This is a genomic window from Pseudomonas sihuiensis (genome assembly GCF_900106015.1).
Taxonomy (GTDB): Bacteria; Pseudomonadota; Gammaproteobacteria; order Pseudomonadales; family Pseudomonadaceae; genus Aquipseudomonas; species Aquipseudomonas sihuiensis.
The window spans coordinates 1,088,624-1,112,342 of sequence record NZ_LT629797.1 but is presented as its reverse complement, the minus strand read 5'-3'; the positions used below and the strand labels follow the sequence as shown (position 1 = coordinate 1,112,342).

Annotated in this window: 19 protein-coding genes; 18 read left to right on the top strand and 1 reads right to left on the bottom strand. The window is 63.1% G+C overall.

The window, feature by feature from the left end; translation table 11 throughout:
* Window positions 1-7 precede the first annotated feature (7 nt).
* The 5 genes from BLT86_RS05285 (at window position 8) to BLT86_RS05265 (ending at window position 6,705) form a co-directional block, all read left to right on the top strand.
* Window positions 8-649 (top strand): DUF7931 domain-containing protein, encoded by a 642-nt coding sequence (locus BLT86_RS05285; RefSeq protein ID WP_017677082.1) that lies wholly within the window; start codon window positions 8-10, stop codon window positions 647-649.
* Window positions 646-1,455, top strand: coding sequence for a secretin N-terminal domain-containing protein (locus tag BLT86_RS05280; protein WP_017677083.1), 810 nt, complete (start codon window positions 646-648; stop codon window positions 1,453-1,455). Before BLT86_RS05285 ends, BLT86_RS05280 begins: the two co-directional genes overlap by 4 nt.
* A 560-nt stretch (window positions 1,456-2,015) precedes the next feature.
* Complete coding sequence (locus tag BLT86_RS05275) at window positions 2,016-3,611, top strand: isocitrate lyase (RefSeq protein ID WP_017677084.1); 1,596 nt, start codon at window positions 2,016-2,018, stop codon at window positions 3,609-3,611.
* Window positions 3,612-3,912: 301 nt separating this feature from the next.
* A complete protein-coding gene (locus tag BLT86_RS05270; RefSeq protein WP_017677085.1) occupies window positions 3,913-5,928 on the top strand; it encodes a PhoX family protein in 2,016 nt (671 codons plus the stop codon).
* A gap of 120 nt (window positions 5,929-6,048) precedes the next feature.
* On the top strand, window positions 6,049-6,705 hold the full coding sequence (locus tag BLT86_RS05265) for a hypothetical protein (protein ID WP_017677086.1): 657 nt from the start codon (window positions 6,049-6,051) through the stop codon (window positions 6,703-6,705).
* A 45-nt stretch (window positions 6,706-6,750) separates the two neighbouring features.
* Here BLT86_RS05265 and BLT86_RS05260 read toward each other — a convergent pair whose 3' ends face one another.
* On the bottom strand, window positions 6,751-8,148 hold the full coding sequence (locus BLT86_RS05260) for a pectin acetylesterase-family hydrolase (protein WP_017677087.1): 1,398 nt from the start codon (window positions 8,146-8,148) through the stop codon (window positions 6,751-6,753).
* 568 nt (window positions 8,149-8,716) lie between these two features.
* Here BLT86_RS05260 and BLT86_RS05255 point away from each other — a divergent pair.
* The 13 genes from BLT86_RS05255 to nuoN all read left to right on the top strand — a co-directional run bounded on the left by BLT86_RS05255 (window position 8,717) and on the right by nuoN (window position 23,599).
* On the top strand, window positions 8,717-9,130 hold the full coding sequence (locus BLT86_RS05255) for an NADH-quinone oxidoreductase subunit A (RefSeq protein WP_013715479.1): 414 nt from the start codon (window positions 8,717-8,719) through the stop codon (window positions 9,128-9,130).
* Between the two features lie 10 nt (window positions 9,131-9,140).
* Entirely contained in the window at window positions 9,141-9,818 is a 678-nt protein-coding gene (locus tag BLT86_RS05250) for a NuoB/complex I 20 kDa subunit family protein (protein WP_013715478.1), read from the top strand.
* Between the two features lie 63 nt (window positions 9,819-9,881).
* The gene (gene nuoC, locus BLT86_RS05245) at window positions 9,882-11,663 is read left to right on the top strand and encodes an NADH-quinone oxidoreductase subunit C/D (RefSeq protein WP_026088580.1); all 1,782 of its coding nucleotides are present in this window, start codon (window positions 9,882-9,884) and stop codon (window positions 11,661-11,663) included.
* Between the two features lie 2 nt (window positions 11,664-11,665).
* Window positions 11,666-12,160 (top strand): NADH-quinone oxidoreductase subunit NuoE, encoded by a 495-nt coding sequence (gene nuoE / locus BLT86_RS05240; RefSeq protein ID WP_017677089.1) that lies wholly within the window; start codon window positions 11,666-11,668, stop codon window positions 12,158-12,160.
* Entirely contained in the window at window positions 12,157-13,503 is a 1,347-nt protein-coding gene (gene nuoF, locus BLT86_RS05235) for an NADH-quinone oxidoreductase subunit NuoF (protein ID WP_017677090.1), read from the top strand. Before nuoE ends, nuoF begins: the two co-directional genes overlap by 4 nt.
* Before the next feature lie 58 nt (window positions 13,504-13,561).
* Window positions 13,562-16,270 (top strand): NADH-quinone oxidoreductase subunit NuoG, encoded by a 2,709-nt coding sequence (gene nuoG / locus BLT86_RS05230; RefSeq protein WP_017677091.1) that lies wholly within the window; start codon window positions 13,562-13,564, stop codon window positions 16,268-16,270.
* Window positions 16,267-17,259, top strand: a complete 993-nt coding sequence (gene nuoH / locus BLT86_RS05225) for an NADH-quinone oxidoreductase subunit NuoH (protein ID WP_017677092.1) — start codon at window positions 16,267-16,269, stop codon at window positions 17,257-17,259. Before nuoG ends, nuoH begins: the two co-directional genes overlap by 4 nt.
* A gap of 13 nt (window positions 17,260-17,272) precedes the next feature.
* Entirely contained in the window at window positions 17,273-17,821 is a 549-nt protein-coding gene (gene nuoI, locus BLT86_RS05220) for an NADH-quinone oxidoreductase subunit NuoI (protein ID WP_017677093.1), read from the top strand.
* Window positions 17,822-17,888: 67 nt separating this feature from the next.
* Window positions 17,889-18,398 (top strand): NADH-quinone oxidoreductase subunit J, encoded by a 510-nt coding sequence (gene nuoJ, locus BLT86_RS05215; protein WP_017677094.1) that lies wholly within the window; start codon window positions 17,889-17,891, stop codon window positions 18,396-18,398.
* On the top strand, window positions 18,395-18,703 hold the full coding sequence (nuoK, locus tag BLT86_RS05210) for an NADH-quinone oxidoreductase subunit NuoK (RefSeq protein ID WP_003460477.1): 309 nt from the start codon (window positions 18,395-18,397) through the stop codon (window positions 18,701-18,703). The genes nuoJ and nuoK overlap by 4 nt, the downstream gene beginning before the upstream one ends.
* Window positions 18,700-20,550 carry an NADH-quinone oxidoreductase subunit L gene (nuoL, locus tag BLT86_RS05205; protein ID WP_017677095.1) on the top strand — a complete coding sequence of 617 codons (1,851 nt, stop codon included), beginning with the start codon at window positions 18,700-18,702 and terminating at the stop codon, window positions 20,548-20,550. Before nuoK ends, nuoL begins: the two co-directional genes overlap by 4 nt.
* A gap of 15 nt (window positions 20,551-20,565) precedes the next feature.
* On the top strand, window positions 20,566-22,095 hold the full coding sequence (gene nuoM / locus BLT86_RS05200; RefSeq protein ID WP_017677096.1) for an NADH-quinone oxidoreductase subunit M: 1,530 nt from the start codon (window positions 20,566-20,568) through the stop codon (window positions 22,093-22,095).
* Window positions 22,096-22,114: 19 nt separating this feature from the next.
* Entirely contained in the window at window positions 22,115-23,599 is a 1,485-nt protein-coding gene (nuoN, locus tag BLT86_RS05195) for an NADH-quinone oxidoreductase subunit NuoN (RefSeq protein ID WP_017677097.1), read from the top strand.
* The last annotated feature ends 120 nt before the right edge of the window (window positions 23,600-23,719 follow it).

Here is a 23,719-nt window from a genome sequence, read left to right as displayed (position 1 = left end):
GAGCACGATGAACGACAAAGACGCCCCGGTCGAACCGATCGATACGCCAGATCCCATTGAACTGGCGGCTATCCAATTCGAGTCGCCGGGGCGTTTTGCCGTGCACAACCCCGCCCCCATCACGCCGGATGCGGCGCAATGGGAGCCGGCCCCCTTCGTCTTGGGCGAGCACGAGCGCCTGGAGCGCTTCAGCCAGCCCCAGCAAGCGCGCGCTCACGTTCTCGCCCTGATCCAGCAGGCGCAGCGCAACCTGTGCCTGTACAGCGATGACCTGGAACCCTGGCTCTATCACCACAGCAGCGTGCAACAGGCCTGTACCCGATTCCTGCTGAGCAGCCCACGAGCGCGCCTGCGCATCCTGCTGCGCGATCCGACCCGCGCCGTGAAGGAAGGTCATCGCCTGCTCGCCCTGTCACGCCGACTGTCCTCCAACCTGCATATCCGCAAACTCAATCCGGATTACGCCAACGAGGAACTGGCCTTCCTGATCGCCGATGACAGAGGCCTGTTCGTGCGACCTGAACTCGATCAACAATCCGGCTACACCCTGTACAACGATCCGGCGCGCGTGCGCCAACGCCAAACCCAGTTCGACCAGGCCTGGGATACCAGCATCACCGACCCTGATCTGCGGAGCTTTCTGCTATGACCCTGCGCACGCTGTTCGCCGCCCTGCTTCTCGGCCTGTGCCTGCCGCTGCAAGCGGCCACCGAGGTAATCCCACTGAATTACCGCACTGCCGATGACGTACTCGGCGTGGTGCAGTCGATGCTCGGCAACGAGGGCAAGGTCAGCGCCTATGGCAACCAACTGATCGTCAATGCGTCACCGGCCAAGATCGGTGAAGTGCGCGTGTTGTTGCAGCAACTCGACACCCGCCCGCGTCGCCTGCTGATCACCGTGGAGAGCGCCGACAGCAATTACCAGAACGACCGCGGCTATCGCGTCGATGGCACGCTCAGTGCCGGCAATGCCGAAGTACAGGTCGGCCGCGGCGAAGTGAACGGTCGCGACCAGGTGCGCATCATCCGCCGCAGCACCGACAGCCGTGGTGGCGGCACCCAGCAGGTACAAGCCACCGAAGGTTATCCAGCGCTGATCCAGGTCGGCCAGAGCGTGCCGCTGACCACCACCAGTACCGGCCCTTACGGCCAGGTCTACCAGGATACCCATTACCGCGACGTGACCCGCGGCTTCTACGTAACGGCCAGCCTCTCTGGCGAACTGGTCCACGTTGCCATCAGCAGCCAACGCGATCGCGTCAGCAACAGCCACCCCGGCGTGATCGATGTGCAAAGCACTGATACCCGCGTCAGCGGCCGACTCGGCGAGTGGATTACCCTGGGTGGCGTCAGCGAGGAAACCAGCTCCAGCGGCCGTGACGTGTTGCGCCGACACACTACCCAGGGCCGCGAGGACATGTCGCTGCGCCTGAAGGTCGAAGCGATCGACTGACACCCCGACCAAAGTCGAATGCCTTTCCCTCGCAAGAACGATGGACAACTCACGCAACCCGCGAAATGCCTGAAACGCCCATCCCATGGGCTGCCGAGCGTGACCAGCCAGTCGCCTACTGAATATGTAGTAGTTTTAAAAAACCACTACAAAACGTTTGACGAAGCATTTTCCCAGAGGCATGATGGCCTCGCTCCCGCTAGCCAGGGGTCCTGAAAAGGATCTCCAGACCGCCCGCGAAGTACTTCGCAACGGTCCGTGTCCCAACAGCCCACAAGGCCGTACGACGAGGTTGCGACTGGAACGAAGTTGTCCTGAGGGACGGGGAAGCGTTTAGCGTCAGACAGATCGAAAGCCCAGCAGGTGCCCAAGGCTTCCACGAGCCAACCAGCCCACGCCAAGCGCCCGAACTGTTCGCCACATCCCCCCCTCCTCGCGGTCAATCCTCGCCCCAGCCGTATTCTCGCCGTCAAAGTGGAAGCCTCCCGCAGCCGCTGCATCCGTGCACGCATTGCGTGGGTAGTCGGTGCTCAACCAACACATTTTTTGAAGGATTGACCATGTCCGCATATCAAAACGACATCAAGGCTGTAGCCGCTCTGAAAGAGAAGTTCGGCAGCAGCTGGAGCGCTATCAACCCCGAGTCCGTCGCCCGTATGCGCGCTCAGAACCGCTTCAAGACCGGTCTGGAAATCGCTCAGTACACCGCTGACATCATGCGCAAGGACATGGAAGAGTACGACGCCGACTCCTCCGTCTACACCCAGTCGCTGGGTTGCTGGCACGGCTTCATCGGTCAGCAGAAGCTGATCTCGATCAAGAAGCACCTGAAGACCACCAACAAGCGCTACCTCTACCTGTCCGGCTGGATGGTCGCTGCTCTGCGCTCGGACTTCGGCCCGCTGCCGGACCAGTCGATGCACGAGAAGACTGCCGTCTCCGACCTGATCGAAGAGCTGTACACCTTCCTGCGTCAGGCCGACAGCCGCGAACTGGATCTGCTGTTCACCGCCCTGGACGCTGCTCGTGCAGCTGGTGACCAGGCCAAGGCTGCCGAGATCCAGAACCAGATCGACAACTACGAAACCCATATCGTGCCGATCATCGCCGACATCGACGCTGGTTTCGGTAACCCGGAAGCCACCTACCTGCTGGCCAAGCGCATGATCGAAGCAGGCGCCTGCTGCATCCAGATCGAGAACCAGGTTTCCGACGAGAAGCAGTGCGGCCACCAGGACGGTAAGGTGACCGTTCCTCACGCCGACTTCCTCGCCAAGATTGCTGCCGTTCGCTACGCCTTCCTCGAGCTGGGCATCGACAACGGCGTGATCGTTGCACGTACCGACTCCCTGGGTGCCGGTCTGACCAAGCAGATCGCCGTGACCAACGAGCCGGGCGACCTGGGCGACCTGTACAACAGCTTCCTGGATTGCGAAGAAGTGTCTGCTGCCGACCTGGGCAACGGCGACGTCGTGATCAACCGCGGCGGCAAGCTGCTGCGTCCCAAGCGCCTGCCGTCCAACCTGTTCCAGTTCCGTGCTGGCACCGGCGAAGACCGCTGCGTACTGGACTGCATCACCAGTCTGCAGAACGGCGCCGATCTGCTGTGGATCGAGACCGAGAAGCCGCACGTTGGCCAGATCAAGGCCATGGTTGACCGCATCCGCCAGGTCATCCCGAACGCCAAGCTGGTGTACAACAACAGCCCGTCCTTCAACTGGACCCTGAACTTCCGTCAGCAGGTGTTCGACGCCATGGTTGCCGAAGGCAAGGACGTTTCCGCCTACGACCGCGCCAAGCTGATGAGCGTCGAGTACGACGAGACCGAACTGGCCCAGATTGCCGACGAGAAGATCCGTACCTTCCAGCGCGACGGTTCGGCCCACGCCGGCATCTTCCACCACCTGATCACCCTGCCGACCTACCACACTGCCGCACTGTCCACCGACAACCTGGCCAAGGGCTACTTCGCCGACCAGGGTATGCTGGCCTACGTGAAGGGCGTGCAGCGTCAGGAACTGCGTCAGGGTATCGCCTGCGTCAAGCACCAGAACATGGCTGGCTCCGACATCGGCGACAACCACAAGGAGTACTTCGCTGGCGAAGCAGCTCTGAAGGCGAGCGGTAAAGACAACACCATGAACCAGTTCCACTAAGAACGGTTCTCCTGCTGCGGACCACGCATCCGCAGCAGCCTGTTTGCCTAATCCGCCCCGGCTTTGCCGGGGTTTTTTTATGCCTGGGCGCAGGGTACGTCCCGCGCATCAATATCACCGCAAACGCCTGCACTGCCTGCCCTGCACGGCCTTGCCACACCTGATGAAGCGGCGCCAAACAGAGGATGGTCGTTGCCCCTCCGAGCAGTTTTGTGCAATGGCGCACAGGCGCTGTCACTATTCCGTCGTTTTCCTTGGTTAGCGTCATGACTCCGTCGATCAGCCTGACAAGGAGCCCTCCATGCGCAATGAACAAGAGCAAAACGTGCTATTCGGCAATGGCGATGAACCGCTCAGCAACGCCTCCAGCAATCCTCATATCAATGACCTGATCGAAGCCGGCCTGAGCCGCCGCCAGGTGGTCGCCGGCGGCGCTGCGCTCGGCGTCATGGGCTTTCTCGGCGTCGCCATGCCCGGTAGTGCCGAGGCCGCCGACAACCCGCTCAAAGACCAGCTCAAGGAGCTGCTGGAACGCCTGAAGAAACGCAGCAAGCGCCTGCCGTTCAATCCGGTGGCGGTTACCCGTGCCGATACCATCACCGTGCCAGCCGGCTACAAAGCCACCACTTTCATCCCCTGGGGCACGCCGATTCGTGGCAGCTTCCCGGCATTCCTCGACAACGCCGGCAACAGTGCCGCCGATCAGGCTGACCAGATCGGCATGCACCATGACGGCATGCACTTCTTCCCCATCGACGGTCAGCGCGGCGGCGGTCACAAGAGCGACCACGGCCTGCTGGTACTCAATCACGAGTACATCGACGCACCGCTGCTGCACCCCAATGGCCCCACCCTGGTCGGCGGCAAGCGCAGCAGCGCCGATGAAGTGCGCAAGGAAATCAACGCCCACGGCGTTTCGGTGGTAGAAGTGCGCCGCGTGCGCGGCCAATGGGAGGTGCTGCCCAGCGCCCGCAACCGCCGCATCACGGGCGCCACACCGATGCAGATCAGCGGCCCAGCACGCGGTCACGCCCTGCTCCGGACTCGCTACAGCCCCGACGGCACCGCCACCCGCGGCACGCTGAACAACTGCGCCAACGGCTTCACGCCCTGGGGCACTTACCTGACCTGCGAGGAAAACTGGGCCGGTTATTTCGCCAGCGGCGATGCCGAGCGCCCGCGTGAAATGACCCGCTACGGTGTCGGCAGCGCCAGCCGCTACGGTTGGGATCACCTGTCCGGCGACGAATTCCAGCGCTTCAACGCCACCCGCCTGGCCGCCGAGGCTGCAGGCGACTATCGCAACGAGCCGAACCACTTCGGCTGGATCGTTGAGATCGATCCCTTCGCGCCGGAATCGCCCCCGGTCAAGCGCACTGCACTGGGCCGCTTCGCCCACGAAGGCCTGGTATTCGCCCCGGTCAAACCGGGCAGTCCAGTGGTCTGCTATTCCGGCGACGATTCGCAGAATGAGTACATCTACAAGTTCGTCAGCCGCGGCAGGTACGTACCGGGTCGCAGCAACGGCAGTCTGCTCGACGAGGGCACTCTCTACGTGGCGCGCTTCAAGGCCAACGGCAAGGGGGATTGGCTGGCCCTGGACATCAAGGACAAGGCCTTCCAGGCCGCCTGCAGGGCTGCCGGGGTAAGCTTCGCCGACCAGGGCGAGGTACTGATCAACACCCGCCTGGCTGCCGACATCGTCGGCGCCACCAAGATGGATCGTCCGGAATGGGGGGCGGTAAACCCGAACAACGGCGACGTCTACTTCACCCTCACCAACAACAGTTCGCGCACCGTCGCTGATGCAGCCAACCCGCGCCCGGCCAACGCCTTCGGTCACATCATCCGCTGGCGTGAGCAGAGCCGCGACTATGCTGGCCGTGAATTCGTCTGGAGCCTGTTCCTGCTGGCCGGGCCGGAGAACGACAGCCTCGACCCCAACGGCAGACCGCTGACCGCCGACAACCGCCTGGCCAGCCCGGACGGCCTGTGGTTCGACGACGAAGGCCGCCTGTGGATCCAGACCGACATGAGCGGCAGCCAGCTCGCCAGCGGCCCTTTCGGCAACAACCAGATGCTGGTGGCCGAGCCCACCACCGGCGAGGTCAAGCGCTTTCTGGTCGGCCCCGTAGGCTGCGAGGTCACCGGCATCACCGCCACACCGGACTTCCGTACGTTGTTCGTCAACATCCAGCACCCGGGTGAAGGCTCGACTCCGACGGATTTTCGCAGCACCTGGCCGGACGGCCCCGGTCGCCGCCCACGCTCGGCCACCGTGATCGTCACGCGCGAAGACGGCAAGCCGCTGTTCTGATCCAGACACCTGCCCTCTCACCCACGACGAGAGGGCAGGCCCTCCATTCGCTGCATGGACAGGCAAAACGCGACTGCAACTTCTAAGCTGGAAGGCAATCGACTCGCGCAAGGACTGCTCATGCCCCGCTCCATTCTGCTGTTCGGCAGTTGCATTCTGATTGGCAGCATGACACTCGCCTGGTACTGGCAACGCCCCAATGCCGAAGAGCCTGCCACCTCACCATCAGAGCAAACGCAAGTGCAACCGGCCGCGCAAGGCAGCGCCTCGCCAGCTCCAGCCGATCTGAGCCCCGAGCAAATGCACCTGTTGGCCAGGCCCGAAGTCCAGCAACAGGAACGCCGCCTGGATTTTCATCGGCGCTACAGAGGGTTCATCGAGCACGCCACGGAACTAGACAGCAGCAGTCGCGAAGCACAAGCGCAAGCGTTGAGTGAGGGCGTCGATGCACTGGAGCAGCGAGGGGAATTGGCGCTGAGCGAGGCCCTGTTGTTGCAGATTGCCCTGATCAAGGCAGTCAGCGAAGACGAAGCCGAGCAGAAGAGACGCGCTGAAGCACTGATCAAGCGTTACCAGGCCATCAGCGCTGAGCGTGAGGCCAAACTGGCGCAACGATCTGACCCGAACTTCGAACGCTACAAGGCCGAGGAAAGAAATATCGTCGAAGAAGTGCTCGGCCTGCAGAACATTCCCGATGGACTCACTCGCGATCAATACCTCAGGCAACGTCTGCAAGAAGCTCGCGAGCGCAGTTACCAACAAACTCCGGATGGCTGAACGCGGCGACAACCCAAGCTGCCGCCGCATTACTTTCACGCCGCTTCAGAGCAACTGGTCCAGCAGGTAATAGAGCAGATTGAATGGTTTGTTGCGGTCAGCCACATCGCTGCTTTCCGAAGCATCCAGTACCTGCCCACTGCCATCGAGAACACTGCTGACGAAGTTGTCCAGCTGCAGGTTCTGCTCCTGGATATCGGAGTTGGCGAACTCGATGATGCTGGTGCAGTGGCTTTCGTTGACGTTACGGAATTGCGGGAAATAACCACCGACATTGCCCAGGCTCGCCAGTTGGCTGCGCAGACGCGTGGTATCCGTTGCCCAGCGCTGCTTGATCAGTGCTTCCTTGGCAGCCTGATTCGGCGCGTTGACGATCTCCGGGTAGAAGCGCTCGTAGGAATAGGACGAATAGTTCAGGTCCTGCCAGAAATGTGTATGCCCCATGCGATCACCCGGCAGATTGCTCGAAAGCGCCGGATACAGGCTGCCCAGATCGTTGCTGCTGAAGCCTGGCAGGCGCGCCTGCAGGTACTGCAACGGCCCCTGCGCCGCATCCAGGCCCCAGGCCTGGCGGATCAGGGTCTGCAACGGATAGGAAGGATAGGCCTGGTTGTCGCCAGCCAGCGCGGTATAGACGGGCCCGGAATCATTGATCAGGTAACCCCGGTTCGGCGCGATGTCCTGGCGCAGGTTGGCGTAGTTGGTCAGGCTGCCCGCGCCGCCTGCACTGCATCCCGTGGTGAGCATCTGGGTCGGCCGCGGCAGATTGTCCTTCAGCCACCCCACCACTGCGCGCATGTTGCGCAAGCCGTTGTGGTGCCACACCAGCGGGGGATTTACCCCCTGCGGGTCTTCGTATACCGCCACCTTGTCGCCGGAGTAGATGTCACCCGTGCAATACGGCACATAGACCATGTTCCAGTTCTGCGTCTTGACGCGCGTCCAGGGGTGCAGACGCACGACGAACGGGCTCACCAGACTGGCGCCAGGGTTGAGCAGCGACATGTAGTCATTGGCAATCCCATCGGGATTGCGCGCGCCACGTATGCCGCTTTGCCCGCTGCAACTGGCGTAATCCCAGCAGGCGCCACCACCTTCCAGATAAACGATGGTATTGCGCGTGTTCGGCACACGATTGATGAAGAACTTGTATGGCGAGCCATTGCCGCACACCGCACCGGTCTGCGGCGCCATCTGAATCGTTTGCCAGCCGTAGTAATTGCCGGGATTGAAGCCGCTGTTGAAACCACTCGGATTAGCCAACAACGGGTAGGGTCCGACACGCTGCGCAGGCGTCACCGGATTGTCGGCCCTGGGCGGCGACACCAGATTGCTCAAGCTCTGCCAGAAATTGTAATCACCCAATTCCGCGCTGGCAGGCGCGCTCAGGGCTAGCAACAGAACGGCTGGGACAATACGTGGCAACGACTGGACAACAGGCATGGCAAAACCCCTCATATTGTTATTCGTACGAAGGGTCGGCATACCCAGGCAGGGCAACTTCGCAGACCCAGCGGATGGTGGGCACTGCTCGATCAACTGCGCATCGCCGCGCGGCGATTCATGCACGCTAGTACAAGATCAGTTGGACAGCACCTGGAGATGAATAACATTTGGTGATAAGCCATGCCGCCGGCTATACGCTTTGAGAATCCAGGAAGCCATTCGATGCTTTCGCCTTAACACCAAAGTGGCAGCGAATTGCTCATCTCGCTGAGGGCAATCACGCTGCGAAATGAGGCAAATTAGCCGGATGAATGCGCCTTGAAATTGCCAGAGCAGAGTCATCAGCTATAGTCCTGAAACGCCAGCCCATACGGCTCGCTTCAGAGTTACACCGATGCGACAAATCAATCAGAAATGATCGAATTTCAGGAATAATTTTTCTCTGAAAAATTTACTTACAGTTGGTCTACGCATAGTATTGTATACACACTTCGCGCCAACGCCCTCGACGGTGTCTGGTCGCTTAATAGATTAAAAGCCGTTCCTTAATTCAAGGAGTACCGGCATGCCTGATGCGGTAACGACCATGTCCCATAACTGGGCTTTCGCTGTGTTCTTGCTGGGTGTCTGCGGGCTCATCGCCTTCATGCTCGGCGTTTCCAGTCTGCTCGGCAGCAAAGCCTGGGGACGTAGCAAGAACGAGCCTTTCGAGTCGGGCATGCTTCCTACCGGCAGCGCGCGTCTGCGCCTGTCAGCCAAGTTCTATCTGGTCGCGATGCTCTTCGTGATCTTCGACGTTGAAGCCCTCTATCTCTTCGCTTGGGCAGTCTCGGTGCGCGAAAGCGGCTGGGCGGGCCTGATCGAAGCTACAGTTTTCATAGCAATTCTGTTGGCAGGTCTTGTCTATCTTTGGCGTATCGGCGCGCTCGATTGGGCACCGCAGGGACGTCGTGAACGGCAGGCGAAGCTGAAACAATGAGGCTTTGGCGATGCAATACAAACTTACTCGGGTCGACCCGAATGCGCCCAACGAGGCGTATCCGATCGGCCAGCGGGAGGTCGTCTCCGACCCGCTGCTAGAGGACCAGGTTCACAAGAACATCTACATGGGCAAGCTCTCGGACGTGCTTAACGGCGCGGTCAACTGGGGGCGCAAGAATTCCTTGTGGCCATACAACTTCGGCCTGTCCTGCTGCTATGTGGAAATGACCACCGCCTTCACCGCCCCGCATGACGTGGCGCGTTTCGGTGCGGAGGTCATTCGCGCATCACCCCGCCAGGCGGACTTCATGGTCATCGCCGGCACCTGCTTCATCAAGATGGCGCCGGTCATCCAGCGTCTCTATGAGCAAATGCTGGAGCCCAAGTGGGTCATCTCCATGGGTTCATGCGCCAACTCCGGCGGCATGTACGACATCTACTCGGTCGTTCAGGGCGTGGACAAGTTCCTCCCCGTGGACGTCTACATTCCCGGCTGCCCGCCCCGTCCGGAGGCGTTCCTGCAAGGCTTGATGCTGCTGCAGGAATCCATCGGCCAGGAGCGCCGCCCGCTATCCTGGGTCGTTGGCGATCAAGGCATCTACCGTGCCGAAATGCCTTCGCAGAAGGAACAGCGACGCGAGCAGCGAATCGCCGTTACCAACCTGCGTAGCCCCGACGAAGTCTGAGCCGATGCTTGCCTGCGCAAGCGTCACGCCCACTTTCTACGTTGATCGACAGCGACCGAGACCATGACTCAAGACACCGTTGTGTCCATACCGCCTTACAAGGCTGACGACCAGGACGTCGTCGCTGAACTGCGCGCCCGTTTTGGCGACGACAGTTTCACCCTGCAAGCGACCCGCACCGGCATGCCGGTTCTCTGGGTCGCCCGTGAGCGCCTTATCGAAGTGCTCACCTGCCTGCGCAACCTGCCACGCCCCTACGTGATGCTCTTTGATCTGCATGGCGTCGACGAGCGCCTGCGTACTCAGCGTCGCGGCCTGCCGGACGCCGACTTCACGGTGTTCTATCACCTGATGTCGCTGGAGCGTAACAGTGACGTGATGATCAAGGTCGCCTTGAGCGAGCGCGACCTCAACCTGCCCACCGCCACCAGCATCTGGCCCAACGCCAACTGGTACGAGCGCGAAGTCTGGGATCTGTACGGCATCACCTTCACCGGCCACCCGCACCTGAGCCGCATCATGATGCCGCCGACCTGGGAAGGTCACCCGCTGCGCAAGGACTACCCGGCGCGCGCCACCGAATTCGATCCGTTCAGCCTGACCCTGGCCAAACAAGAGTTGGAAGAAGAAGCCGCACGCTTCCGCCCCGAAGACTGGGGCATGAAACGCGGCGGTGAGCACGAGGACTACATGTTCCTCAACCTCGGCCCCAACCACCCGTCCGCTCACGGCGCGTTCCGCATCATCCTGCAGCTCGACGGCGAAGAGATCGTCGATTGCGTACCAGAGATCGGCTACCACCACCGTGGCGCCGAGAAAATGGCCGAACGCCAGAGCTGGCACAGCTTCATCCCCTACACCGACCGCATCGACTACCTCGGTGGGGTGATGAACAACCTGCCCTACGTGCTTTCGGTGGAGAAACTCGCCGGCATCAAGGTGCCGGCCCGCGTCGACTTCATCCGCGTGATGCTCGCCGAGTTCTTCCGTATCACCAGCCACCTGCTGTTCCTCGGTACCTACATCCAGGACGTTGGCGCGATGACACCGGTGTTCTTCACCTTCACCGACCGCCAGCGTGCCTACAAGGTGATCGAAGCCATCACCGGTTTCCGCCTGCACCCGGCCTGGTACCGCATCGGCGGCGTCGCCCATGACCTGCCGCGCGGTTGGGACAAGCTGGTCAAGGAGTTCGTCGACTGGCTGCCCAAGCGCCTCGACGAATACGAGAAAGCGGCGCTGAAAAACAGCATCCTCAAGGCCCGTACCATCGGTGTGGCGCAGTACAACACCAAGGAAGCGCTGGAATGGGGCACCACCGGTGCCGGCCTGCGCGCCACTGGTTGCGACTTCGACCTGCGCAAGGCGCGCCCCTATTCCGGCTACGAGCACTTCGATTTCGAGGTGCCGCTGGCGGCCAATGGTGACGCCTACGACCGCTGCATGGTGCGTGTGGAAGAGATGCGCCAGAGCATCCGCATCATCGACCAGTGTCTGAAGAACATGCCGGAAGGTCCGTACAAGGCCGACCACCCGCTGACCACGCCGCCGCCGAAAGAGCGCACGCTGCAGCACATCGAAACCCTGATCACCCACTTCCTGCAGGTTTCCTGGGGCCCGGTCATGCCGGCCAACGAAGCCTTCCAGATGATCGAGGCGACCAAGGGCATCAACAGCTACTACCTGACGAGCGACGGCAGCACCATGAGCTACCGCACCCGGATTCGCACGCCCAGCTTCCCCCACCTGCAGCAGATCCCCTCGGTGATTCGCGGCAGCATGGTGGCGGATCTGATCGCCTACCTGGGCAGTATCGACTTCGTCATGGCCGACGTGGACCGCTGATCATGAATACGCTTATCCAGACAGACCGTTTCGTTCTCAGCGAAACCGAGCGCTCGGCCATCGAGCACGAGATGCACCACTACGAAGACCCGCGCGCTGCCAGCATCGAAGCGCTGAAGATCGTGCAGAAGGCCCGCGGCTGGGTGCCTGACGGCGCCGCTGACGCCATTGGCGCGGTCCTCGGCATTCCCGCCAGCGACGTCGAGGGCGTGGCCACCTTCTATAGCCAGATATTCCGTCAGCCGGTGGGCCGCCACGTGATTCGCGTGTGCGACAGCATGACCTGCTACATCGGCGGCCATGAATCGGTGGTCAGTGAAATGCAGAAGCAGCTCGGCATCGGCCTTGGCCAGACCACCAGCGATGAGCGTTTCACCCTGCTGCCGGTGTGCTGCCTGGGCAACTGCGACAAGGCTCCTGCGGTGATGATCGACGACGACACCTTCGGCGATGTCCAACCTGACGGCGTCGCCAAGCTGCTGGAGGACTACAAATGAAGCCCCTGACCTCCATCGGCCCAGCCAACCGCATCGCCCGCAGCGAAGAAACCCACCCGCTGACCTGGCGCCTGCGTGACGACGCCCAGCCGGTGTGGCTGGAGGAATACCAGCAGAAGAACGGTTACGCGGCCGCCCGCAAGGCACTGACCGAAATGGCCCAGACCGACATCGTGCAGACCGTCAAGGAATCCGGCCTCAAGGGCCGTGGCGGCGCAGGCTTCCCCACCGGGGTGAAGTGGGGCCTGATGCCGGCTGACGAATCCATGAACATCCGCTATCTGCTGTGCAACGCGGACGAAATGGAGCCCAACACCTGGAAAGACCGCATGCTGATGGAACAGCTGCCCCACCTGCTGGTGGAAGGCATGCTGATCTCCGCGCGCGCACTGAAGGCCTATCGCGGCTACATCTTCCTGCGTGGCGAGTACGTCGACGCCGCAGCCAACCTCAACCGCGCTATCGATGAAGCCAAGGCCGCCGGCCTGCTCGGCAAGAACATTTTTGGCAGCGGCTTCGATTTCGAGCTGTTCGTGCATACCGGCGCGGGCCGCTACATCTGCGGCGAAGAAACCGCGCTGATCAACTCGCTGGAAGGCCGCCGCGCCAACCCACGGGCCAAGCCGCCCTTCCCGGCTGCTGTCGGTGTGTGGGGCAAACCCACCTGCGTCAATAACGTCGAAACCCTGTGCAACGTGCCGGCCATCGTCGGCCAGGGCGTGGACTGGTACAAGGGCCTCGCCCGCCCGGGCAGCGAAGACCACGGCACCAAGCTGATGGGGTTCTCCGGGAAGGTGAAGAACCCCGGTCTGTGGGAGCTGCCGTTCGGCATCACCGCCCGCGAATTGTTCGAGGACTACGCCGGCGGCATGCGCGATGGTTACCAGCTCAAATGCTGGCAGCCGGGCGGTGCCGGCACCGGCTTCCTGCTGCCCGAACACCTCGAGGCGCAGATGTACGCCGGCGGCATCGGCAAGGTCGGCACGCGCATGGGCACCGGCCTGGCGCTGGCGGTCGACGACTCGATCAGCATGGTCTCGCTGCTGCGCAACATGGAAGAGTTCTTCGCCCGCGAGTCCTGCGGCTGGTGTACGCCGTGCCGCGACGGCCTGCCGTGGAGCGTGAAGATCCTTCGTGCACTGGAGCGTGGCGAAGGCACCCGCGAGGACATCGCCACCCTGCTCGGCCTGGTCAACTTCCTCGGCCCGGGCAAAACCTTCTGTGCTCACGCGCCAGGCGCCGTGGAGCCGTTGGGCAGTGCCATCAAGTATTTCCGTGAAGAGTTCGAGGCCGGTGTGGCCAAGGTGGCGACCACGCCCCGCATGCCGGCAAGAGCGAGCTGAACAGACGAATTCCCTTAGCCAGCCGCTTTTCTGAAGCGGGTAAACGAAGACTGAAGAAATGGCCACTATCCACGTAGACGGCAAAGATTTCGAAGTCGATGGTGCAGACAACCTCCTGCAGGCCTGCCTGTCCCTTGGACTCGATATCCCCTACTTCTGCTGGCACCCGGCGCTTGGCAGCGTCGGCGCCTGCCGCCAGTGCGCGGTCAAGCAGTACAACGACGAGAACGACACCCGCGGTCGCATCGTCATGTCCTGCATGACGCCCGCCACCGATAACACCTGGATCAGCATCGACGACGAGGAGTCCAAGGCGTTCCGCGCCAGCGTCGTCGAATGGCTGATGACCAACCACCCGCACGACTGCCCAGTGTGCGAGGAAGGTGGTCACTGCCACCTGCAGGACATGACGGTGATGACCGGGCACAACACCCGTCGCTACCGCTTCACCAAGCGTACCCACCAGAATCAGGAACTCGGCCCGTTCATCGCCCACGAGATGAACCGCTGCATCGCCTGTTATCGCTGCGTGCGCTACTACAAGGACTACGCCGGCGGCACCGACCTGGGCGTCTACGGCGCGCACGACAACGTGTACTTCGGCCGCGTCGAGGACGGCACGCTGGAAAGCGAGTTTTCCGGCAACCTGGTCGAGGTCTGCCCGACTGGCGTGTTCACCGACAAGACCCACTCCGAGCGCTACAACCGCAAGTGGGACATGCAGTTCGCCCCGAGCATCTGCCATGGCTGCTCCAGCGGCTGCAACATCAGCCCCGGTGAGCGCTACGGCGAGCTGCGCCGTATCGAGAACCGCTTCAACGGCTCGGTGAACCAGTACTTCCTCTGTGACCGTGGCCGCTTCGGCTATGGCTACGTCAACCGCGAAGATCGCCCACGTCAGCCGCTGCTGGCTGGCCAGGCCATCGGCATCGATGCCGCGCTGGACAAGGCCGCCGAGCTGCTCAAGGGCAAGCGCGTGATCGGCATTGGCTCGCCGCGCGCCAGCCTGGAATCCAACTTCGCCCTGCGCGAACTGGTCGGTGCCGACAACTTCTATAGCGGTATTGCTGCCAGCGAACTGGCCAATATTCGCCTGATCCGCGACATCCTGCAAAACGGCCCGCTGCCGACCCCGACCCTGCGCGACGTCGAGCTGCATGACGCCATCTTCGTCCTCGGCGAAGACCTGACCCAGACCGCCGCGCGTATGGCCCTGGCCCTGCGTCAAGCCGTCAAGGGCAAGGCCACCGAGATCGCTGCCGGTGCACGTATTCAGGACTGGCACATGGCAGCGGTGCAGAACGTTGCGCAGCACGCTCTGCACCCGCTGTTTATCGCCAGCGTCGGCGAAACCCGCCTGGATGATGTCGCCGAGCAGTGCGTGCACGCTGCCCCGGCCGACCTGGCCCGTATCGGTTTCGCCGTGGCCCACGCCATCGACCCGAGCGCACCGGCCGTCGACGGCCTGGACGCCGAAGCCGGCGAACTGGTGCAGCGCATCGCCGATGCCCTGATCAATGCCAAGCGCCCGCTGATCGTTTCCGGAGCCTCCCTGGGCGACAAGGCCCTGATCGAAGCCGCCGCCAATATCGCCAGCGCGCTGAAGAACCGCGAGAAGAACGGCTCGCTGAGCCTGGTGGTGCCTGAGGCCAACAGCCTGGGGCTGGCCCTGCTCGGTGGCGACTCCGTCGATGCCGCACTCGGTGCTCTGAGCAACGGCCAGGCCGATGCCGTGATCGTGCTGGAAAACGACCTGTACCGCCGCGCCGATGCGGCCAAGGTCGAAGCCGCGCTCAGCGCCGCGCAGGCGGTGATCGTCGCTGATCACCAGCGCACTGACACCAGCGAACGCGCCCACCTGCTGCTGCCGGTGGCCTCCTTCGCCGAAGGCGACGGCACCCTGGTCAGCCTGGAAGGCCGCGCTCAGCGTTTCTTCCAGGTCTATGAGCCGAGCTACTACGACGCGGGCATCCTGATCCGCGAAGGCTGGCGCTGGCTGCACGCGCTGCACAGCACCCTGCTGGGCAAGGCCGTGGACTGGACGCAACTGGATCAGGTCACCGCGGCCTGCGCCGCCAGCAATCCGCATTTGTCCGGCATCAAGGACGCCGCGCCTAGCGCCTCGTTCCGCATCAAGGGGCTCAAGCTCGCCCGCGAGCCGCACCGCTACAGCGGCCGTACCGCCATGCGCGCCAATATCAGCGTGCACGAGCCGCGTCAGCCGCAGGATCAGGATTCGGCCTTCGCCTTCTCCATGGAAGGCTACGCCGGCAGCAAGGAAGATCGGCAACAGATTCCGTTCGCCTGGTCGCCGGGCTGGAACTCACCGCAGGCCTGGAACAAGTTCCAGGACGAGGTCGGTGGTCATCTGCGTGCCGGCGACCCCGGCGTGCGCCTGCTCGAAGCCGCCGCTAACGTCCTGCCCTGGTTCGCGGTGAATGCAGCGTTCAACCCGGCAGCCGGCACCTGGCAGGTGGCGCCGCTGCACCACCTGTTCGGCAGCGAGGAAAACTCCGCACGCGCCAAACCGATTCAGGAGCGTATGCCCGAGCCTTACGTGGCCCTGGCCCGCGATGAAGCAGCACGCCTGGGGGTGAACGACGGTGCGCTGCTGGCCCTGCGCGTCAACGGCCAGGCGCTGCGCCTGCCGCTGCAGGTGCGTGATGATCTGGCCGTCGGTCTGGTCGGCCTGCCGGTTGGCTTGCCGGACATTCCGGCGACACTCGCCGGTGCCTGCGTGACCCTGCTGCAGGAGGCCGCGCAATGAGCTGGTTGACGCCCGAAGTGATCGAGATCGTCATCGCGGTGCTCAAGGCCATCGTCATCCTGCTGGTGGTGGTGGTCTGCGGCGCGCTGCTGAGCTTCGTCGAGCGGCGCCTGCTCGGCTGGTGGCAGGATCGCTACGGCCCCAACCGTGTGGGGCCGTTCGGCATGTTCCAGATCGCCGCCGACATGATCAAGATGTTCTTCAAGGAGGACTGGACGCCGCCGTTCGCCGACAAGTTCATCTTCATCCTGGCACCGATGATCGCCTTCTCGGCGATGCTGATGGCCTTCGCCATCATCCCCATCACCCCGACCTGGGGTGTGGCGGATCTGAACATCGGCATCCTGTTCTTCTTCGCCATGGCGGGTCTTTCGGTCTATGCCGTGCTGTTCGCCGGCTGGTCGAGCAACAACAAGTTCGCCCTGCTCGGCAGCCTGCGTGCCTCGGCCCAGACCATCTCCTACGAGGTGTTCCTGGCCCTGGCACTGATGGGCGTGGTGGCGCAGGTCGGCTCGTTCAACATGCGCGATATCGTCGATTACCAGGCGCAGAACCTGTGGTTCATCATTCCGCAGTTCTTCGGCTTCTGTACCTTCTTCATCGCTGCCGTTGCGGTGACCCACCGTCACCCGTTCGACCAACCGGAAGCCGAGCAGGAGCTGGCCGATGGTTACCACATCGAATACGCCGGGATGAAATGGGGCATGTTCTTCGTCGGCGAGTACGTCGCCATCGTCACCGTGTCGGCCTTGCTGGTAACGCTGTTCTTCGGTGGCTGGCACGGCCCGTTCGGCATCCTGCCGCAGATTCCGTTCTTCTGGTTCGCGCTGAAAACGGCCTTCTTCATCATGATCTTCATCCTGCTGCGCGCGTCGATCCCACGCCCGCGCTATGACCAGGTCATGGCCTTCAGCTGGAAGTTCTGCCTGCCGCTGACCCTGATCAACCTGCTGGTGACCGGCGCCGTCGTGCTGGCCACGGCCCAGTAAGGAGAACCACAGAATGTTCAAATACATATGGGACGTGCTGGTCGGTACCGGCACCCAACTGCGCAGCCTGGTCATGGTGTTCAGCCATGGCTTTCGCAAGCGCGACACCCTGCAATACCCGGAAGAACCAGTCTACCTGCCGCCGCGCTACCGTGGCCGCATCGTCCTGACCCGCGACCCCGACGGCGAGGAGCGCTGCGTGGCCTGCAATCTGTGCGCCGTGGCCTGCCCGGTGGGCTGCATCTCGCTGCAGAAGGCGGAAACCGACGACGGTCGCTGGTACCCGGAGTTCTTCCGCATCAACTTCTCGCGCTGCATCTTCTGCGGCCTGTGCGAAGAAGCCTGCCCGACCACCGCGATCCAGCTCACCCCCGATTTCGAGATGGGCGAGTTCAAGCGTCAGGATCTGGTGTACGAGAAGGAGGACCTGCTGATCAGCGGCCCCGGCAAGAACCCGGACTACAACTTCTACCGCGTTGCCGGTATGGCCATCGCCGGCAAGCCCAAGGGCGCCGCGCAGAACGAGGCCGAGCCGATCAACGTCAAGGGGCTGTTGCCATGACTCGTTCTTACCCTCTCCCCCAGCCCCTCTCCCGCAAGCGGGAGCGGGGTGCCATGAGGAGCTTCTGATGGAATTTGCCTTCTATTTCGCCGCCGGTGTGGCGGTGGCCGCAACGGTCGGGGTAGTCACCAACACCAACCCGGTGCATGCCCTGCTCTACCTCATCGTCTCGCTGCTGGCGGTGTCGATGGTGTTCTTCGCCCTTGGTGCGCCCTTCGCCGGCGCGCTGGAAATCATCGTCTACGCTGGCGCGATCATGGTGCTGTTCATCTTCGTGGTGATGATGCTCAACCTTGGCCCGGCTGCTGCCGAGCAGGAGCGCAAGTGGCTGACGCCCGGTATATGGGTCGGCCCGGCGATTCTTAGCGCCCTGCTGCTCAGCCAGTTGCTCTATGTGCTGCTCAATCACGTCAGCGACGCCCATATCGGCCACACCACAGTGGAAGCCAAGGCCGTCGGTATCAGCCTGTTCGGCCCCTACCTGCTTGCCGTGGAGCTGGCCTCCATGCTGCTGCTCGCCGCATTGGTCGCTGCCTACCATCTGGGCCGCCACGACGCCAAGGAGCCCACTGCATGACCGGTATTCCACTCGAACACGGCCTGGCCCTGGCCGGCGTGCTGTTCTGCATTGGCCTGGTCGGCCTGATGGTGCGGCGCAACATCCTGTTCATCCTGATGAGCCTGGAAGTGATGATGAACGCCGCTGCGCTCGCCTTCGTCGTCGCCGGCGCCCGTTGGGGCGCGGCTGACGGCCAGGTGATGTTCATTCTGGTGATCACCCTGGCAGCCGCCGAGGCCAGCATCGGCCTGGCGATCCTGCTGCAGCTGTATCGCCGCTTCAACACTCTGGATATCGACGCTGCCAGCGAGATGCGCGGATGAACCTTCTAGCCCTGACTCTATTCTTCCCGCTGCTCGGCTGGCTGCTACTGGCCTTCTCGCGCGGGCGCCTCTCGGAAAACACCAGTGCACTGATCGGTGTCGGCTCCATCGGCCTGGCGGCCGCCAGCGCTGCCTGGGTCATCGCCGCCTTTCTCGGCAACCCGCCGGCCGGTGGCGCCTACAGCCTGACCCTGTGGCAGTGGATGAGCGTCGAAGGCCTGGCGCCAAGCTTCACCCTGTACCTGGACGGCCTGTCCGTGACCATGCTCGGCGTGGTCACCGGCGTGGGTTTTTTGATCCACTTGTTCGCCAGCTGGTACATGCGCGGTGAAGAAGGCTATTCACGCTTCTTCGCCTACACCAACCTGTTCATCTTCAGCATGTTGCTGCTGGTGCTCGGCGACAACCTGCTGGTGCTGTTCTTCGGCTGGGAAGGCGTGGGCCTGTGCTCGTACCTGCTGATCGGCTTCTATTACAAGCACGTGCCCAACGGTAACGCGGCGCTCAAGGCGTTCATCGTCACCCGCGTCGGCGACGTGTTCCTGATGGTTGGCCTGTTCCTGCTGTTCCTCAACCTCGGCACCCTGAACATTCAGGAGCTGATGGTGCTGGCTCCGCAGCAATACGTGGCCGGTGACGCCTGGCTGTGGCTGGCCACGCTGATGCTGCTGGGCGGCGCGGTGGGTAAATCTGCCCAGCTGCCGCTGCAGACCTGGCTGGCCGACGCCATGGCCGGCCCGACTCCGGTGTCGGCGCTGATCCACGCGGCGACCATGGTCACCGCTGGCGTGTACCTGATCGCCCGTACCCACGGCCTGTTCCTGCTGACCCCGGAGATTCTCGAGCTGGTCGGCATCGTAGGTGGCGTGACCCTGGTGCTGGCCGGTTTCGCCGCGCTGGTGCAGACCGACATCAAGCGCATCCTCGCCTACTCGACCATGAGCCAGATCGGCTACATGTTCCTCGCCCTGGGCGTTGGTGCCTGGGATGCGGCGATCTTCCATTTGATGACCCACGCATTCTTCAAGGCCCTGCTGTTCCTTGCTTCCGGTGCGGTGATCCATGCCTGCCACCACGAGCAGAACATCTTCAAGATGGGCGGGCTGTGGAAGAAGTTGCCACTGGCCTACGCCAGCTTCGTCGTCGGCGGCGCTGCCCTGGCTGCCCTGCCGCTGCTGACCGCCGGCTTCTACTCCAAGGACGAAATCCTTTGGGAAGCCTTCGCCAGTGGCCACAGCGAGCTGCTTTACGCGGGTCTGGTCGGTGCCTTCCTGACCTCGATCTACACCTTCCGCCTGATCTTCATCGCCTTCCACGGCGAGCAGAAGACCGAGGCGCACGCCGGTCATGGCATCGCCCACAACCTGCCGCTGCTGGTGCTGATCGTCCTGTCGACCTTCATCGGTGCCTGGATCACCCCGCCGCTGGCCGGCGTGCTGCCACAAAGTGCCGGCCATGCCGGTGGCGAGGCCAAGCACAGCCTGGAATTGCTGTCGGGGCTGATCGCGGTGAGCGGTATCGTCATCGCCGCCCTGCTCTTCCTCGGCCAGCGTCGCGTCGCCTCTGCCGTGGCGCAGAGCGCGCCGGGTCGTTTGCTGAGCGCCCTGTGGTTCGCTGCCTGGGGCTTCGACTGGCTCTACGACAAGCTGTTCGTGCGCCCCTACCTTGCGCTCTGCCATCTGCTGCGCCGCGACCCCATCGACCGCAGCATCGGCCTGATTCCGCTGCTTGCGCGCGGTGGTAATGCCGCGCTGGTGCGCAGCGAAAACGGCCAGGTGCGCTGGTACGCCGCCTCGATCGCCGGGGGCGCCGTGCTGGTGCTCGCCGCCATCCTCTTTCTGAGTTAAGGAAAACAGCCTGTCATGATTCTGCCCTGGCTAATCCTGATTCCCTTCATCGGCGGCCTGCTGTGCTGGCAAGGCGAGCGCTTCGGCCACGTCCTGCCGCGCTGGATCGCCCTGATCACCATGGGCCTGCTGCTGGGCCTCGGCCTGTGGCTGTGGGTCAGCGGTGATTTCACCCTGGCACCCGCTCCTGGCGGCGAGCCGCGCTGGGCCCACGAGTTCGTCATCGACTGGATCCCACGTCTGGGGATCACCATCCACCTGGCGATGGACGGCCTGTCGGTGCTGATGGTAGTGCTCACCGGCCTGCTCGGCGTGCTCTCGGTGCTCTGCTCGTGGAACGAGATCCAGAACCGCGTCGGCTTCTTCCACCTCAACCTGATGTGGATTCTTGGCGGCGTGGTCGGCGTGTTCCTCGCCGTCGACCTGTTCCTGTTCTTCTTCTTCTGGGAAATGATGCTGGTGCCGATGTATTTTCTCATCGCGCTCTGGGGTCATAGCGGCAGCGACGGCCGTACCCGCATCACCGCCGCCACCAAGTTCTTCATCTTCACCCAGGCCAGCGGCCTGATCATGCTGGTGTCGATCCTGGCTCTGGTGTTCGTGCACTTCAACCAGACCGGCGTGCTGACCTTCAACTACGCCGACCTGCTGAAAACCGAGTTGGCACCCGGCACCGAGTACCTGCTGATGCTCGGTTTCTTCGTCGCCTTCGCGGTGAAGTTCCCGGTGGTGCCGGTGCACTCCTGGCTGCCGGACGCCCACGCCCAGGCGCCTACCGCCGGCTCCGTCGACCTGGCCGGCATTCTGCTGAAGACCGCGGCCTACGGCCTGCTGCGCTTCGCCCTACCGCTGTTCCCCAATGCCTCGGCGGAGTTCGCGCCCATCGCCCAGTGGCTCGGCGTGTTCGCCATCATCTACGGCGCCTTGCTGTCCTTCGCGCAGACCGACATCAAGCGCCTGGTGGCCTACTCCAGCGTGTCGCACATGGGCTTCGTGCTGATCGCCATCTATTCGGGTAGCCAGATCGCCCTGCAAGGTGCGGTGGTGCAGATGGTCGCCCACGGCCTGTCCGCTGCTGCGCTGTTCATCCTCTGCGGCCAGCTCTACGAGCGCGTGCACACCCGTGACCTGCGCCAGATGGGCGGCATCTGGGCGCGTATGCCGTGGCTGCCGGCCATCAGCCTGTTCTTCGCCGCTGCCGCGCTGGGCCTGCCGGGCACCGGCAACTTCGTCGGCGAATTCCTCATCCTGATCGGCAGCTTCCCCGGCGCACCCTGGATCGTGGTGCTGGCCGCCACCGGCCTGGTGCTCGGCTCGGTGTACGCCCTGGCGATGATCCACCGCGCCTACTTCGGCCCGGTGCAACAGGAGGCACCGCTGCCGGGCCTGAAAGCCCGTGAGCTGGCCATGGTGCTCGGCCTCGGCGTACTGCTGATTCTGCTTGGCGTTTACCCGCAACCGGTGCTCGACACCTCCGCTGCCAGCATGCATGGCGTGCAGCAGTGGATGGCTGGCGCCCTCAATCAACTCGCCTCGGGCCGGTAAGGGTAAGGATTAAAGACTCATGGAACATCACGCTGTCGACTTCACCCTGCAACACCTGATCGCCCTGCTGCCACTGCTGGTGACCAGCCTCACCGCTGTCGTGGTGATGCTGGCCATCGCCGCCAAGCGCAATCACGCCCTGACCTTCATCCTCTCGGTGGTGGGCCTGAACCTGGCGCTGCTGTCGTTGATTCCGGCACTGGAAGTAGCGCCGCTGGAAGTCACCCCGCTGCTGCTGATCGACACCTTCGCCTGCTACTACATGGCCCTGGTGCTGGCCGCCAGCCTGGCCTGCGTCACGCTGATCCATGCCTACCTGGGCGGTGCATCGGGCAAGGGCTACCCGGGCAACCGCGAGGAGCTGTACCTGCTGGTGCTGCTCTCCGCCGCGGGCGGCCTGGTGCTGGTCAGCGCGCAGCATCTGGCGGGCCTGTTCATCGGTCTGGAACTGCTGTCGGTGCCGACCTACGGCATGATCGCCTACGCCTTCTTCAACAAGCGCTCGCTGGAAGCCGGCATCAAGTACATGGTGCTGTCGGCCGCAGGCAGCGCCTTCCTGTTGTTCGGCATGGCGCTGCTGTATGCCGAGTCTGGCAACCTGGCCTTCGCCGATATCGGCGCAAGCCTGGCGCGCGAGAGCAGTCAGCTGGTGCAGATCGGCATCGGCATGATGCTGATCGGCCTGGCCTTCAAGCTGTCGCTGGTGCCCTTCCACCTGTGGACGCCGGATGTCTACGAAGGCGCCCCTGCGCCAGTCGCAGCCTTCCTCGCCACTGCCAGCAAGGTGGCGGTATTCGCCGTGCTGCTGCGCCTGTACCAGATATCTCCGGCCATGAGCGGCGGCTGGTTGAGCGACCTGCTGACCCTGATCGCCATTGCCTCGATCCTGTTCGGCAACCTGCTGGCACTGCTGCAGAACAACCTCAAACGCCTGCTCGGTTACTCGTCGATCGCCCACTTCGGCTACCTGCTGGTGGCGCTGATCGCCAGCAAGGGCCTGGCCGTCGAGGCCGTGGGCGTGTACCTGGCCACCTACGTGCTGACCAGCCTGGGTGCGTTCGGTGTGATCACCCTGATGTCCACGCCCTACAGCGGCCGCGATGCCGATGCGCTGTACGAGTACCGTGGCCTGTTCTGGCGCCGCCCGTACCTGACCGCCGTGCTCACGGTGATGATGCTGTCGCTGGCCGGCATTCCGCTGACCGCAGGCTTCATCGGCAAGTTCTACGTGATCGCTGCCGGTGTCGAGGCGCAGCTGTGGTGGCTGCTCGGCGCCATGGTGCTGGGCAGTGCCATCGGCGTGTTCTATTACCTGCGGGTGATGGTCACGCTGTTCATGCGCGAACCCAATATGCATCGCCACGATGCGCCCTTCGACTGGGGTCAGCGTGCCGGCGGCATCATGCTGCTGGTGGTCGCCCTGCTCGCCTTCATCATCGGCGTGTACCCGCAGCCACTGCTGGAGCTGGTCCAGCACGCCGGACTGGTTGCCCTGGCGCAGTAAACGAACAGCCCCCGCAGATGCGGGGGCTTTCTTTTAAGGGTCGCGGCTAAAGTCCCTCCCACAGTCGTCACCGCGATCTGTGGGAGGGGCTTCAGCCGCGACAGACCTGCCCCGGATTGC

Bases quoted from the DNA above. Each gene is read 5' to 3' on its own strand.
- BLT86_RS05285 (WP_017677082.1), top strand. From the start codon at position 8: ATGAACGACAAAGACGCCCCGGTCGAACCGATCGATACGCCAGATCCC.
- BLT86_RS05280 (WP_017677083.1), top strand. From the start codon at position 646: ATGACCCTGCGCACGCTGTTCGCCGCCCTGCTTCTCGGCCTGTGCCTG.
- BLT86_RS05275 (WP_017677084.1), top strand. From the start codon at position 2,016: ATGTCCGCATATCAAAACGACATCAAGGCTGTAGCCGCTCTGAAAGAG.
- BLT86_RS05270 (WP_017677085.1), top strand. From the start codon at position 3,913: ATGCGCAATGAACAAGAGCAAAACGTGCTATTCGGCAATGGCGATGAA.
- BLT86_RS05265 (WP_017677086.1), top strand. From the start codon at position 6,049: ATGCCCCGCTCCATTCTGCTGTTCGGCAGTTGCATTCTGATTGGCAGC.
- BLT86_RS05260 (WP_017677087.1), bottom strand. From the start codon at position 8,148: ATGCCTGTTGTCCAGTCGTTGCCACGTATTGTCCCAGCCGTTCTGTTG.
- BLT86_RS05255 (WP_013715479.1), top strand. From the start codon at position 8,717: ATGCCTGATGCGGTAACGACCATGTCCCATAACTGGGCTTTCGCTGTG.
- BLT86_RS05250 (WP_013715478.1), top strand. From the start codon at position 9,141: ATGCAATACAAACTTACTCGGGTCGACCCGAATGCGCCCAACGAGGCG.
- nuoC (WP_026088580.1), top strand. From the start codon at position 9,882: ATGACTCAAGACACCGTTGTGTCCATACCGCCTTACAAGGCTGACGAC.
- nuoE (WP_017677089.1), top strand. From the start codon at position 11,666: ATGAATACGCTTATCCAGACAGACCGTTTCGTTCTCAGCGAAACCGAG.
- nuoF (WP_017677090.1), top strand. From the start codon at position 12,157: ATGAAGCCCCTGACCTCCATCGGCCCAGCCAACCGCATCGCCCGCAGC.
- nuoG (WP_017677091.1), top strand. From the start codon at position 13,562: ATGGCCACTATCCACGTAGACGGCAAAGATTTCGAAGTCGATGGTGCA.
- nuoH (WP_017677092.1), top strand. From the start codon at position 16,267: ATGAGCTGGTTGACGCCCGAAGTGATCGAGATCGTCATCGCGGTGCTC.
- nuoI (WP_017677093.1), top strand. From the start codon at position 17,273: ATGTTCAAATACATATGGGACGTGCTGGTCGGTACCGGCACCCAACTG.
- nuoJ (WP_017677094.1), top strand. From the start codon at position 17,889: ATGGAATTTGCCTTCTATTTCGCCGCCGGTGTGGCGGTGGCCGCAACG.
- nuoK (WP_003460477.1), top strand. From the start codon at position 18,395: ATGACCGGTATTCCACTCGAACACGGCCTGGCCCTGGCCGGCGTGCTG.
- nuoL (WP_017677095.1), top strand. From the start codon at position 18,700: ATGAACCTTCTAGCCCTGACTCTATTCTTCCCGCTGCTCGGCTGGCTG.
- nuoM (WP_017677096.1), top strand. From the start codon at position 20,566: ATGATTCTGCCCTGGCTAATCCTGATTCCCTTCATCGGCGGCCTGCTG.
- nuoN (WP_017677097.1), top strand. From the start codon at position 22,115: ATGGAACATCACGCTGTCGACTTCACCCTGCAACACCTGATCGCCCTG.